The 11,795-nt window shown below is 68.0% G+C and carries 16 protein-coding genes and 2 pseudogenes; 11 read left to right on the forward strand and 7 right to left on the reverse strand.

What is annotated here, in order from left to right:
• Nucleotides 1–151 precede the first annotated feature (151 nt).
• Genes U9979_RS15430 through U9979_RS15450 form a run of 5 tightly spaced genes read left to right on the forward strand, consistent with a single transcriptional unit; the run spans nucleotide 152 to nucleotide 2,295 of the window.
• On the forward strand, nucleotides 152–442 hold the full coding sequence (locus U9979_RS15430) for a hypothetical protein (protein WP_322779926.1): 291 nt from the start codon (nucleotides 152–154) through the stop codon (nucleotides 440–442).
• Nucleotides 439–840 (forward strand): type II toxin-antitoxin system VapC family toxin, encoded by a 402-nt coding sequence (locus U9979_RS15435; RefSeq protein ID WP_322779927.1) that lies wholly within the window; start codon nucleotides 439–441, stop codon nucleotides 838–840. Before U9979_RS15430 ends, U9979_RS15435 begins: the two co-directional genes overlap by 4 nt.
• Before the next feature lie 35 nt (nucleotides 841–875).
• Nucleotides 876–1,430 carry a Uma2 family endonuclease gene (locus tag U9979_RS15440; RefSeq protein WP_322748635.1) on the forward strand — a complete coding sequence of 185 codons (555 nt, stop codon included), beginning with the start codon at nucleotides 876–878 and terminating at the stop codon, nucleotides 1,428–1,430.
• A gap of 41 nt (nucleotides 1,431–1,471) precedes the next feature.
• Nucleotides 1,472–1,894, forward strand: coding sequence for a hypothetical protein (locus tag U9979_RS15445; protein WP_322753432.1), 423 nt, complete (start codon nucleotides 1,472–1,474; stop codon nucleotides 1,892–1,894).
• Nucleotides 1,891–2,295, forward strand: coding sequence for a DUF5615 family PIN-like protein (locus U9979_RS15450; protein ID WP_322779928.1), 405 nt, complete (start codon nucleotides 1,891–1,893; stop codon nucleotides 2,293–2,295). Before U9979_RS15445 ends, U9979_RS15450 begins: the two co-directional genes overlap by 4 nt.
• A gap of 28 nt (nucleotides 2,296–2,323) precedes the next feature.
• Here the strand turns inward: U9979_RS15450 and U9979_RS15455 are convergent, their stop codons facing one another.
• Nucleotides 2,324–3,850 (reverse strand): aldehyde dehydrogenase family protein, encoded by a 1,527-nt coding sequence (locus U9979_RS15455; protein WP_416220230.1) that lies wholly within the window; start codon nucleotides 3,848–3,850, stop codon nucleotides 2,324–2,326.
• On the reverse strand, nucleotides 3,850–5,229 hold the full coding sequence (lat, locus tag U9979_RS15460) for an L-lysine 6-transaminase (RefSeq protein WP_416220231.1): 1,380 nt from the start codon (nucleotides 5,227–5,229) through the stop codon (nucleotides 3,850–3,852). The genes U9979_RS15455 and lat overlap by 1 nt, the downstream gene beginning before the upstream one ends.
• 335 nt (nucleotides 5,230–5,564) lie before the next feature.
• Here lat and U9979_RS15465 point away from each other — a divergent pair, with 335 nt between their 5' ends.
• Nucleotides 5,565–7,283, forward strand: a complete 1,719-nt coding sequence (locus U9979_RS15465) for a protein kinase domain-containing protein (RefSeq protein WP_322779931.1) — start codon at nucleotides 5,565–5,567, stop codon at nucleotides 7,281–7,283.
• Nucleotides 7,284–7,319: 36 nt separating this feature from the next.
• On the opposite strand, the gene U9979_RS15470 is transcribed toward U9979_RS15465, so the two are convergent.
• Nucleotides 7,320–7,700, reverse strand: coding sequence for a type II toxin-antitoxin system death-on-curing family toxin (locus U9979_RS15470; RefSeq protein ID WP_322779932.1), 381 nt, complete (start codon nucleotides 7,698–7,700; stop codon nucleotides 7,320–7,322).
• On the reverse strand, nucleotides 7,697–7,891 hold the full coding sequence (locus U9979_RS15475) for a CopG family transcriptional regulator (protein ID WP_322779933.1): 195 nt from the start codon (nucleotides 7,889–7,891) through the stop codon (nucleotides 7,697–7,699). Before U9979_RS15475 ends, U9979_RS15470 begins: the two co-directional genes overlap by 4 nt.
• An 867-nt stretch (nucleotides 7,892–8,758) precedes the next feature.
• Here U9979_RS15475 and U9979_RS15485 point away from each other — a divergent pair.
• The 5 genes and pseudogenes from U9979_RS15485 (at nucleotide 8,759) to U9979_RS15505 (ending at nucleotide 10,603) form a co-directional block, all read left to right on the forward strand.
• Nucleotides 8,759–9,004: a hypothetical protein gene (locus U9979_RS15485; RefSeq protein ID WP_322748643.1), complete on the forward strand. Its 246-nt coding sequence runs from the start codon at nucleotides 8,759–8,761 to the stop codon at nucleotides 9,002–9,004.
• On the forward strand, nucleotides 9,001–9,402 hold the full coding sequence (locus U9979_RS15490; protein WP_322753424.1) for a type II toxin-antitoxin system VapC family toxin: 402 nt from the start codon (nucleotides 9,001–9,003) through the stop codon (nucleotides 9,400–9,402). The genes U9979_RS15485 and U9979_RS15490 overlap by 4 nt, the downstream gene beginning before the upstream one ends.
• Before the next feature lie 82 nt (nucleotides 9,403–9,484).
• Nucleotides 9,485–9,649 (forward strand): annotated as a pseudogene (locus U9979_RS15495) (flavodoxin); the annotation flags it as partial.
• Nucleotides 9,650–9,706: 57 nt separating this feature from the next.
• Entirely contained in the window at nucleotides 9,707–10,138 is a 432-nt protein-coding gene (locus tag U9979_RS15500; protein WP_322779934.1) for an SRPBCC family protein, read from the forward strand.
• 18 nt (nucleotides 10,139–10,156) lie between these two features.
• Nucleotides 10,157–10,603 carry a MarR family winged helix-turn-helix transcriptional regulator gene (locus U9979_RS15505; RefSeq protein ID WP_322748646.1) on the forward strand — a complete coding sequence of 149 codons (447 nt, stop codon included), beginning with the start codon at nucleotides 10,157–10,159 and terminating at the stop codon, nucleotides 10,601–10,603.
• A gap of 229 nt (nucleotides 10,604–10,832) precedes the next feature.
• Here U9979_RS15505 and U9979_RS15510 read toward each other — a convergent pair whose 3' ends face one another.
• The 3 genes and pseudogenes from U9979_RS15510 to U9979_RS15520 form a co-directional block, all read right to left on the reverse strand.
• Nucleotides 10,833–11,294, reverse strand: a complete 462-nt coding sequence (locus tag U9979_RS15510; protein ID WP_322779935.1) for a hypothetical protein — start codon at nucleotides 11,292–11,294, stop codon at nucleotides 10,833–10,835.
• 14 nt (nucleotides 11,295–11,308) lie between these two features.
• Nucleotides 11,309–11,605, reverse strand: a complete 297-nt coding sequence (locus tag U9979_RS15515) for a type II toxin-antitoxin system RelE/ParE family toxin (protein WP_322779936.1) — start codon at nucleotides 11,603–11,605, stop codon at nucleotides 11,309–11,311.
• Nucleotides 11,598–11,795: pseudogene (locus U9979_RS15520) on the reverse strand (type II toxin-antitoxin system Phd/YefM family antitoxin); the annotation flags it as partial. The gene U9979_RS15515 and the pseudogene U9979_RS15520, both read right to left, overlap by 8 nt.

The raw sequence follows: 11,795 nt of genomic DNA on the forward strand, positions 1-11,795 counted from the left end.
AAATAACGGTGTAACCCTCCGAGAGTGAGAACATGCCGTGAGTGACATGATGTAGAGGTTCCGCCGGCCCACGAGGCCCCCGCGCTGGATCGACCCGGGGACGGCCCGGTGGACCTTCGGTTCTCGGCTTCGACGCACATTGAGGGCTATTATGTGCGTCATGGTCGTGCGCGTCGGAGTCAGAGAACTGCAGCACAACACCGCCCGGGTGATCGAGAAGATCAAGGATGGGCAGACCGTCGAGATCACCGAACGGGGACGACTGGTCGCCCTCCTCGTCCCCCCTGGACCGTCCCATAAGGCCAGGGACGAACTGATCGCCGCGGGAGTCCTGCATCCGGGTCGCGGCGGTCTGGCCGGCTGGCAACCGTTGGCAGCGCGTCCGGAGATTCCACCGTTGTCCCAGATCCTTGCGGACATGCGCGACGAGGACGACCTATGATCTACCTGGACTCCTGCGCGCTGGTCAAACTGCTCGTCACTGAACCCGAAACCCCGGCACTTGTGGCATTCCTTTCCGCTCACGCCGCCTATCCACACGTAACCACCACCCTGGCCCGCACCGAAGTGACGCGGGTCGTACGCCGTGCAGCACCGAAGGACTCCCAGCTGCACGCAGCCGCCGTCGAACTGGTCGATCAACTGGACCAGGTCGAGCTGGAGCGGCCGTTGCTCGACCAGGCCGGCATCGTCGCTGATCCGTATGTCCGTACCCTCGACGCGATCCATCTCGCGGCCGCACTCCACCTCGCGGAGGCGCTGACCGCCTTCGTTACCTATGACCACCGACTGGCTGCGGCCGCCCGGGATGCGGGCCTTCCCGTCCGCACGCCGACGTAGACTTGAGTCACGGAGATGGACGGAAGGACGCGCCGATGAGCGAGCCGCTGATCGCGATCCCGCCGGATGGGTGGACCACCGACTACCTTGACGAACTGCCGGTCAGCAACCACCGCTACGAACTGACCGACGGAGCGCTCAGCGTGTCGCCGTCGGCTTCCAACCTGCACCAGGCCCTGAGCGCCCGACTCTTCGCTGCGCTTGACGCGCTCGCGACCGAGCCGTTCGCCCTTGCGATGGCCGTGGACATCCGGTTCGGCCGGCAGCTCACCCGCATCCCCGACCTCATGGTGGTGCGCAGCGACGAACCGGGCCGGCACTGGTTCGCTCCCGCCGAGGTCGTCGTCGCGATCGAGATCGAATCCCCCGGCAACCACGTTGAGGACCGCACCACCAGACCGGCGTTGTACGCCCAGTTCGGCATTCCGTACTACTGGCGGATTGAACCGTCCCCGCCGCGGGTGACGACCTACCGGCGCGGCCGCGGCGACGCCTACACGGTGGCCGGTAGCGGCGAGCGGCTCACCGTCACCGAGCCGTTCCCGGTCGACCTCGACCTCACGGCGCTGCTCCCCCACTGGGCCCGCTGACGACCGCGGGATGTCGTAGTACAGAGGCTACAATGCACTACATGGGTGCGCCACTATCGATCCGATTCGACCCGGAACTGCTCGCCCGGCTACGGCGTCGGGCACAGGCGCTACCGGGGGCAACCGTTTCCGGCCTCGCGCAGCGCCTGGTCGACGAGGGGTTGCGCCAGGCCGAACATCCAGGTGTGACCTTCAAGGACGGCCCGACCGGTCGCCGGGCGGCGCTCGTGACCGGTCCCGACCTGTGGGAGGTCATCAAGACTCTTCGGGAGTTGGACGAGCGTGGGCCACGTGCCGTCGAGGCAGCCGCCGAGCTGTTGAACCTCCCCGTAGCAAAGGTGCGTACCGCCTTGCGGTACTACCTCGACTACCGCGAGGAGATCGACGCCGAGATCGAGCAGGCCGACGCGGAGTCCAGAGCCGCCGAAGAAGCGGACCAGGCTCAGCTGCGGTTGCTTGCGTGAACGACCAGGACGACCCGTCAGGTGATGGACCCCGTGCCATCGCTCTGCTCCTGGACGAGATGCACGCCCCGGCTGTGGCGCAACGGCTGCGCGATCTCGGCCATGACGTCGTCGCGGTCGCGGCGGACGACAGTCTGCGAGCCATGGCGGACGCTGACCTCTACGCATGGGCTCTGGAACACAACCGTTGGATAGTCACGGAAAACGTCAAGGACTTCCGCCGCCTACTCGTGGCCGCCGACGAGGCAGGCGGGCAGATGATCGGAATGATCTACACCAGCAACCGGACATTCCCACGGACGCGGCGTAACCACGAATCGCTCGTCACTGCGCTCGACGCATGGTTACGCAGGACCACGCTCGACAACGCCGCGCTGGAGGAATGGCTACGCCCAGCGTGACCGGGACGACCGACTCATCCGTCGACGATCAACCCGTCGGTGGCGGCCAGCCGCTGGGGAGGCGGAAGGTGAGGTCCGCGGTGGGGATGCCGGTTTCCAGCTGAGCCTTCTGCAGGTGGCCGGAGTAGTCCCAGTTGACCGCCTGCCACCGGGTGACCTGGTCGAGCACCCAACGTCCGGACTGGCGGGAACCGTTACCGGACCGGCCGTTGCCACCGAAGGGCAGGTGCGCCTCGGCCCCGGACGTCGAGTTGTTGACGCTGACCATGCCGGCGCTGATCCTGCGGCGGAACCGGAAGACCGTCGCCGGGTCATTGGTGTAGATCGACGAAGACAGGCCGTAACCGGGCGCGTTGGCCAGTTCTATCGCCTCGTCGAGGTGGCCGTAGGTGGTGACGCCGACAATCGGGCCGAACGTCTCCTCACCGAACACCTCGTCCCCGGGACGCACACCGTCGAGGATCACCGGATGGTAGTACAGGCCGGTCTCGGCGACGCCGACGAACCCGTTGCGCGGGCGGGCCGCGTCGATCCGCCCGACCGCCGAGGATCCCGCAACCCGGTGATGATCACGGATGAACCCGAGGGTGTGTTCGAAACCAGCGGCGAACCGCCGATCGAGCAACGGCCCGTAGAGGACGTCCGCGAAGGGGTCACCGATCGTCGCCGCCTGCACCGCGGTCACGAACCGGCGGACGAACTCGTCGTGCAACGACGCGTGCACGATCACTGTGCCCAGCGACGTGCACCGCTGCCCGGCCGTGCCGAAACCGGAGAACACCGCCCCGGCGACGGCGGCGTCCAGATCCGCGTCGGGTGCGACCACCATCGGGTTCTTCCCGCCCAGCTCCAGGCAGGGGGTCTGCAGGTGCCGGCCGCACAGCTCGCCGATCATCCGTCCGACCTCGGTCGAGCCGGTGAAGCCGACCTTGTCGACGCACCCTGCCTCCAGCGCCCGCTCCAGGCCGGTGAACGTTTCCACCCCCTCGGCGGGCACCAGGCCCAGCACGCCGGCGGGTACCCCGGCATGGTGAACCAGCTCGGTGAACGCCTGGGCGCACGCGGCCGCGTAGACGGCCGGCTTCCACACGACGGTGTTGCCGCACAGCAACGCCGGGACGATGTACCACGCCGGAACCGCCACCGGAAAGTTACCCGCAGTTATCACTGCCATCACACCGACCGGTTCCCGGAAGGTGAACAGCTGCTTGTCGGGCAGTTCCGAGGGCACGGTCTCGCCGTAGAGACGCCGGCCCTCGCCGAGGAAGAACCGGCAGGTGTCGATGATCTCCTGTACCTCACCGCGCGCCTCGGCCAGGGGCTTGCCGACCTCGCGGGTGACCAGCCGGGCGAGCGCGTCGGCGTTGTCCTCGACCAGGCGCCCGAGGTTCGCGATCACGGTTCCGCGCACGGGTGCGGGCACATCGGCCCAGCCGGGCTGGGCGTCCCGGGCGATGCGGCAGGCAGCCAGCAGTTCGGCGGGGCTCGCAAGCACGATCTCCGCGACGACCTCATCAAGATGGGCGGGGTTCGTCGACAGGCTCACCGATCCCATCAGGTGGCCGGGACGCTGGTCAGTACCCGCTCAAGAGCATCCACGCCGAGGGAGAGCTCGGTGGCCGAAACGGTCAACGCGGGCCGGAAGCGCAGTGCCCGCGGACCAGCGGGCAGGACCAGCACATGCTCCTCGGTGCGCAGCCGGCGCACGACCTCGTCGCGGATTCCGGGTGCGGGCAGGTCGATCGCGCACAGCAGGCCGCGCCCGCGCGGGTTGGTCACCAGCGACGGGTGGCGCCGGGCCAGCTCCCACAGGCCGGCCAGCAGGTCAGCGCCGAGCTCGCCGGCCCGGGTGAACAATCCGTCAGCTTCCATGATCTCCAGCATCCGCCGGGAGCGGACCATGTCGACCAGCCCGCCACCCCAGGTCGAGTTGATTCTTCCCGCTACACAGAAGACGTTGTCGGGCACCTCGTCCACCCGCCGGCCTGCCATCACCCCACCGACCTGCACCTTCTTACCGAAGGCGACAACGTCGGGATGCAGGCCCAACTGCTGGTAGGCCCAGGCCGACCCGGTGCTCCCCACCCCGGTCTGGACCTCGTCGAGGACGAACAACGCGTCATGGACGTGACACAGACGTTCCATCGCGGTGAGGAACTCCGCCCGCAGATGGTTGTCGCCGCCCTCACTCTGGATCGGTTCGGCCAGGAAACAGGCGATGTCGTGTGGATGGCGGGCGAACGCCGCCTCGGCCTGGGCGAGCGCGCCCGCCTCGGCCACGGCGAGGTCGCCCAGCCGGGTGTCGTCCAGCGGGTAGGTGACCGCCGGGGTGTCGATCCGCGGCCAGTCGAAGGTGGGGAAGCGGTCGGTCTTGACCGGGTCGGTGTTGGTGACCGACAGGGTGTAGCCGCTGCGTCCATGGAAGGCGTGGCGCAGGTGCAGCACCCGCATCCCGAGCGACGGCGACCGCCCCGCCTGGGCGTTGCGACGGCTTTTCCAGTCGAACGCGCACTTCAGGGCGTTCTCGACGGCGAGCGCTCCGCCTTCGACGAAGAACAGGTGGGGCAGCTCCGGGTCGCCGAGGACCCGGACGAACGTCTCGACGAACCCTGCGTAGGCGGCGGTGGCGATGTCGGGGTTGGCCGGCTTGTTGACCGCTGCGGCGGTCAGCTCGGCGAGAAAATCGGGGTCGCCGGTCAGCTCCGGCGGATTGACCCCCAGCGGCGCCGAGGCGAAGAAACTGTACAGGTCCAGATAGCGCTGGCCGTCACGGGCATCCACGAGCCAGCTGCCACGGCTGTGCGCAGTGTCGAGGACGATGTCGAAGCCGTCGGTGCGGACGTGGCGGCCCAGCACCTCCAGCACCCGGTCCGGTGCGACCGTCGGGTGTGCGACGGCGCGACTCCCCGTGACCAGGGAGATCCGACCCCGCATGGGGACCGCGGCAGGTGTGGTCGACATCCCGCCCCTCCTTCCGCGTACATCTCGCCTGGATCACACCGTGTCGGGGCCACATCCCACAAGATCTGTTTCTCGTGCGGCCAGCTTCTCGGAGAGACCGATAAACCTTCTGTCAAACCCTCTTGATCGTCAAGATACTATTCTTCCAGACCGGAATCAAGGCAAAATTTTTCCCCCGAGACGGAGGATGTCGCATAGCCGACGCCATCGGAGCAGCGCTGCCACGCACGGGCGAACGCATCAGGGACAATCGGGGACACCATCCGCCAATCGAGCGGGCGGGCGGGTGGCAAGGAGGAGGAAAAGACGTGCTCCAGCCGTTGTCGGACGACGACCCGCGCGAGGTCGGGCCGTACCGTCTACAGAGCCGGATCGGCGCCGGCGGCATGGGCATCGTCTACCTCGGGTTCGCCGCGGACAACAAGCCGGTCGCGGTCAAGGTGCCCTCGCCGGGGCTCGCCGACAACCCCGAGTTCCGCGACCGGTTCCGCACCGAGGTGACCGCGGCCGCGCGGGTGCGCGGCATGTCGGTCGCCGCGGTGATCGACGCCGACACCGACGGCCCACGCCCGTGGATGGCCACCGAATACGTCGAGGGCCGCAGCCTGACCGAGGCGGTCGCCCAGCGCGGCCCCTTCACCGGACGCCTGCTCGACGGGCTGGCGGTCGGGCTCGCCGACGCCCTGGTCGCGATCCACGCGGCCGGGGTGGTCCACCGCGACCTCAAACCATCCAACATCCTGGTCACCTGGGATGGCCCGAAGGTCATCGACTTCGGGATCGCGAGGTCGTCGGACTCGACCAGCCATACCCGTACCGGCGTGCTCATCGGCACCCTGGTGTGGATGGCACCCGAACAGCTACGGGGTGAGCGGGCCGGGTCGCCGACCGACATCTTCGCCTGGGGTGCGTGCGTCGCGTTCGCCGCCACCGGCCGCCAGCCGTTCCGGGGCGAGCGCCCCGAAGCGATCGCCGTCCAGATCATGACCGCTGCCCCCGACCTGACCGGTGTGCCACCGGCCCTCACCGCGGTGCTGGCCCGGACGCTGGACAAGAACCCGGCACGGCGCCCGACCGCCACACAGCTCGTCGCCGGGCTCGTCGGGCACGATGTGGTCGACCCCGGCGAGACCGTCCGGGCGGCACACACCGCCCTTGCGCAGTGGTGGTCGTTGCCGCCCACCCCGCCGCAGGCACCGTCCGAGCAGGCGCAGGAGACCTTTCGCTCACCCACATACCGGACGCGGGCCGGCGGCGAGCCTATGCGCGGCGAGCCTTACCGGGGCGGCGAGCCGTACCCGCCAGCCGCACCGCACCGGGGTGGCGAGCCGTACCGGGAGTCGCAGCCAAGCCCGTCACGGCCCAGCCGACGCGGCACGTTTGCCGCGGTCCTGGCAACCGTCCTGGCGCTGGCGGTCGCCGGCGGGATCATCGCCGCCATGACATTACGCGGGCACAGCACCCCGACCGGAGACACCGGCGGGTTGACGGCAGCCGGGCAGAGCACGCCGGCGTCGACCGCGACCACAGCCACCCACCGGAGCCCGACGCCGTCGGGCCGGCCCACTACCGCGACGCCGACCCCCACCCCGTCGCGGACTCCGACACCGACACCGACACCGACACCGACGCACGGGCCGCTCACCCTCGCCGAGGCGGCGAAGATCGTCAACGAGCAGGGCTACGCGGTGACCGACCAGACCGGATTCCTCACGGGCCGGACCCTCAACGTCCTCATCGGCCGGGACACCGCCTCCGCTGGCACATCCCGCGAGTTCGCGTTCTTCTTCGTCGGCACCGACATGATCGGTAAAGATTTCATCGAGCCGAGCGCCGGCATCCATGTCGCGTCCGCGACGCAGATGGTGAGCGTGCTGCGCTACGACCTGTACGAGCCGTCGGACAAGGTGTGCTGCCCGACCGCCGGCACGGCTGATGTGACGTTCCGCTGGGACGGCAAGAAGCTCAGCACCGACCCGTCGACGATCCCACCGAGCGACCCCAGCGCCCACGGCAGCCGCCGCTGACCGGGTGACAGCAGTGGACAGCGGCGGACAGGCGGGCTACCCGCCGTCCAGTGAGACGACGCACAGCCCAACAGCGATCTCCTCGACCTCCGCCGCACCCTGAGCGACATCCATGACCAGGTCGAACGCCGCGTCGTGAGTCAGGTCGACCGTGTGACGGTTGATGTCGAGAAACACCACGGTCGCCAGCCAGGCAAGGCGCTTGTTACCGTCGACCAGAGCATGGTTGCCGGCAACTGAATGCAGCAGCGCGGCGGCCTTGAACGCGAGGGTCGGATAGGCGTCCTGCCCGAAGGCGCTCGAGCGGGGCCGGGCCGCCGCCGCGTCGAGCAGACCGACGTCGCGCACCGGACCGGCGCCCAGGTCGCGTACCAGCGTGAGCAGGTCCTCCAGATCGAGATACGCGACGCGACTCACACTGTGCCCAACCGGATGAGCACATCCCCCCATCGATCGATCATGCGGTTGGAGCTGTCCCGTACTCGGGCAGTGTGCCCGGCCCGCTCGTAGCGCTCCAGAACCGCACGCCGGATGATCTCCTGCCGAGAAATACCCTCGCTGGCGGCCAGCGCGGTCAGGGCTTCTTCGAGCTCTTGGTCGGTACGCACCGTAAAGGCCATACGGTGACGATACCATTCTGATACCAAAAGTGCAGTCCACGGCCGGCACGGGGTGGGACTCCACGCTCCGGTTACCCAGGCACCCGGGGCCGGGCACGAGCGCGGATGGGTTCAGGACGGGTGCGTCGATGGACCGACCGGGCACTGTGAGCGGCCCGGATCTTCGTGTGTCAGTCGGGTGTGAACAGCATGGTCACGATGCCGACTCTCTTGATCGTTCATCACACACCCGCACCGGCGATGCAGGCGATCCTCGAGACCGTCCGCGCCGGTGCCACCCGACGACGCGATCGAGGACGTGGCCGTGGTGGTGCGGCCGGCGCACTCAAACACTTCTTCGACCAGAACCCAGGCGATCTAGTGTGCTTCGGGCGGTCACGTTTCGTAACAACAGTAGCGGCGGGCACCCAAGGGTGACACCGCCGCTACTTCTTGTTACTGTGCGTGCCGATGAACCAGGATCTCGGCCAACACGGTCATGATCTGTTCTTCGTATGCCCCCGGCCTGCGGAAGCCTTCCCACGTCACGTTTGACAGGCCCAGGATCTCGATAGCATCCTCGCGGCGCATAACCGAATCCCGGCCTTCGTACGCTGCACGGAAGACAAAGAGAGGGCGGGTTCAAACGGTCGTAGCGACGGCGGTCGGACACGCTGCGGCGACCTCCGTACTCTCCGTTCGAATGCCTGGCTCGCTGGTCGTGTCGGTGCGATGTGACCGCGGACTCCGCTGCGCGCGAAGCCTGCTGCGAGCTGGGCGTCGGCACGGTGGCGCGCCTGATGCCGTAGCGCTCACGTCTGGTTGGGTATCTAGGAGCTTCATGCGCCGTGCATGAAAGCGTGGTAGCATCGACATATGAGCGAGTCCGCCGACGTGGGCATCATCCAGGTGCGCGATGTCGATCCGACGACGCTCGCGGTCCTCCGGGAGCGTGCTAGATCGCTAGGCCAGTCGCTGTCCGGGTACTTGCGGGACCTGATGGATGCTGACGCGGCCACGGAGACCAACGCCGAGGTCATCGCCCGCATTGCCCGCGACAGGGAACCGGTGGAGCTCACCATGGACGACATCCTCGAGGCGCGGGACGAGGGGCGGCGTTGACCCTCACGTACGTGGTTGACTGCTCGCTCGTCATTGATGTGTTGTCCGTCCGCAATGGCGATGAGGTGCTCCGGCAGCGCCTGTCTGCCCCGCGCACGCTGCACGCCCCGCACCATCTGGACGTCGAGGTCGCGTCAACAGTCCGCGGGCTTGCCGCCGGAAAGAAGATCACTGACCGTCGCGGCGAGCAGATGCTGGCTGACTACGCGCGCTTGCGGATCACCCGTCATCCGGTCTGGCCCTACCACCCCCGGATGTGGAAGCTACGACACAACCTCGGTGCCTACGATGCCGCCTACATCGCGCTCGCCGAAGCACTCGGCTGCGAACTGCTCACAGGCGACATCAAGCTCAAGAACGCGACCGGACACCGCGCGACGGTCATCGTCACCCGGTAGCCCGTGCGAGTTCGGCGCGAGGTAGCGGCGAGATGCCACGCGGTGTGACCGTCTGGCGCACCCTACTTTCGGGTAGATCTGCGACACCGTCTACTACCCGTGTCTCGACGCGACCGTTGGCCGGCCGTATGCGCTGTACGTCCACGGCAACAGCGATACGACCGGCGCGGTCCGCGGGGTCGAGACCATCGCGACCGGCCTGCGCTGGAGGTGCCTGCGCGATCCAGTCACCGTGATCGGTACGCCACTGATAGGATGCGCGCAGATAATCTACGCATAGACTTTTATGGCAGGAGGTCCCAGGATGTGGTCCTACGAGCACAGCGTCCTGACGGAGGCGGCGCCGGAGGCGGTCTGGCGGTTGTGGGCAGATGTGGCAGGCTGGAGGGCCTGGAACGCGGACATCGACGGGATCGAGGTCAGTGGTCCGTTCGAGGTCGGGAGCGAGATCGTAATGAACCCCGCAGGTGAACAGCCGGTGCGGCTGCGGCTGACTGAGGTTGACGTGCCATGGCTGTTCGTCGATGAGGTCGATCTCGGCGACATTCTGGTCCGCACCACGCACCGCATCGACGCGGTCGACGCGGAGCGCCGCCGCGTGACCTACCGGACAGAGATCACAGGTTCGGCGGCCGACGAGCTGGGAACTCAGGTCGGCCCGGCGATCACGGCTGACTTTCCGGACACGATCGGGGCATTGGTCAGGCTCGCGGAGGCGCCAGCGTCCCGCGACTGACGAAGGTCGACCGATAACGTGGCCTTGCCTCCCGGTGGCAGCCCCGGCTTCCTGCTGTGGCACGCCACGCTGCGCTGGCAACGGGCGATCGCGGCGGCGCTCGCCCCGCTCGAACTCACTCATGTCCAGTTCGTGCTGCTCGCCTCCGTCTGGTGGCTGGGCGACCAGGGTGAGCCTCCCAACCAGCTCGCCGTCGCCGCGCACGCCGGCACCGACGTGAAGATGACGTCACAGGTGCTGCGCACCCTGGAACGCAACGGTTTGGTCAGCCGCGAGACCGACCCGGCCGACACGAGGGCGAAGCTGCTTCAGGTCACCGCAAGGGGCGCCGAGCTCGCCCCCCGCGCGATCGCCGCTGTCGAGCGCGTCGACGCGGACTTCTTCCGTCCCGTCCCGACCGAAGGGGCACTTGCTCTGCTACGCCGCCTGGCTCACCCGGACGGCAGCGGCCGCGCGATCGACTGAACACCCTTGTTGATGTTACTTTTGCGATTACGCATATTTTCCGATCTTGGAAGCGACTGTCGGCAGGCCCTATGCCCTGTACGTGCATGGCGGGAGCGACACGACGGGCGCGGTTCGTTCGGTGGAAACGATCGTGACCGGCCCGCGGCGGCGTCTACGGGAGTCGCGGACCGCTTGGTGCGTCTGCTCTCCGGCGGGACGTACGTACTACCGCCAAGTGCGTGACGCCTTACGACACCTCGGACGCCCAAGCCCCACCCCCGATCAACGTCAACCAGCGGCGGACTTCGAGCTGGAGGAAATGTCGGGAGAGGCTGCGGGGGCGGGCATGTCCGTCCAGTCCGACCAGCCTGCTTCCCTCCAGTATCACCGGTGCCACACTCAGGTTTGCAGGCTTGAGGTCACGGTGCACGATCCCGCGCTCGTGGACGACCGCGAGCGCCTCGCGGCGGAACCGCTCCAGCAGCCCCGAATGCAGTTGCCCGTCGCGGATCAGCTTGACCGCGACCGTCCGGCCCAGGTTCAGGTCAACAGCCTGCCAGACCTGTCCCATCCCGCCGTGCCCCAGCGGTTTGTCAAGGCGGTACCTGCCAGACAGCGCCGTCCCAGCCCGCATCCGAAACCAGCCCCCATTGGACCAGACCTGCTCATGGATACCGGGCAGCGTACCCGCGTCGAATCGGGCAGACACGCCGTCGCTTGTCCCTACGGGCGGTAGGCGTCGCGGCGATGATCGATGTCGAGGACGTGTATCTCCCGGCGATCGTCTACGACCCGGTAGCGCACGCGGTATTCGCCGCGTCGTGCCCGCCAGAGTCCTTCGAACGGCTTGCGTAGCGGGGCGCCGACCGCCCGAGGGCGTTCCAGCAGGGGACCTGAGATGAACTCCCACGCCGCGAAGGCCGCTGCCGCCGGCAACTTCTGGCTTAGAGCCCTGCGGGCACCGGGCGAGACAACGAGTCGGTATGGCGGCGGCGCGGGGGGTTCGGGCGTGTCAGCCATCGCCCTGCTCGCGACGTCGTCGCATGATCGCCGCCATCTCGTCGCCGCTCGTGACCTCGCCAGCGGCGATGGCCTCGTCGGCCTCTCGGATTCGGGTCATCGCCCGTGGATCGGAGAGCAGCTCGAGGGTGGCCTCCAACGACTCCAGGTCCTCGGCTGAGAGGAGTACGACGTACTCGCGGCCGTTGCG

This window comes from Protofrankia sp. Cas4 (assembly GCF_963555915.1).
GTDB lineage: Bacteria > Actinomycetota > Actinomycetes > Frankiales > Frankiaceae > Protofrankia.

What these genes read in the sequence shown, in the direction of transcription:
- U9979_RS15440 (WP_322748635.1), top strand. Translation starts at nt 876, where the DNA reads ATGAGCGAGCCGCTGATCGCGATCCCGCCGGATGGGTGGACCACCGAC.
- U9979_RS15500 (WP_322779934.1), top strand. Translation starts at nt 9,707, where the DNA reads ATGTGGTCCTACGAGCACAGCGTCCTGACGGAGGCGGCGCCGGAGGCG.
- U9979_RS15485 (WP_322748643.1), top strand. Translation starts at nt 8,759, where the DNA reads ATGAGCGAGTCCGCCGACGTGGGCATCATCCAGGTGCGCGATGTCGAT.
- U9979_RS15445 (WP_322753432.1), top strand. Translation starts at nt 1,472, where the DNA reads ATGGGTGCGCCACTATCGATCCGATTCGACCCGGAACTGCTCGCCCGG.
- lat (WP_416220231.1), bottom strand. Translation starts at nt 5,229, where the DNA reads ATGCGGGGTCGGATCTCCCTGGTCACGGGGAGTCGCGCCGTCGCACAC.
- U9979_RS15515 (WP_322779936.1), bottom strand. Translation starts at nt 11,605, where the DNA reads ATGGCTGACACGCCCGAACCCCCCGCGCCGCCGCCATACCGACTCGTT.
- U9979_RS15430 (WP_322779926.1), top strand. Translation starts at nt 152, where the DNA reads ATGTGCGTCATGGTCGTGCGCGTCGGAGTCAGAGAACTGCAGCACAAC.
- U9979_RS15455 (WP_416220230.1), bottom strand. Translation starts at nt 3,850, where the DNA reads ATGGGATCGGTGAGCCTGTCGACGAACCCCGCCCATCTTGATGAGGTC.
- U9979_RS15435 (WP_322779927.1), top strand. Translation starts at nt 439, where the DNA reads ATGATCTACCTGGACTCCTGCGCGCTGGTCAAACTGCTCGTCACTGAA.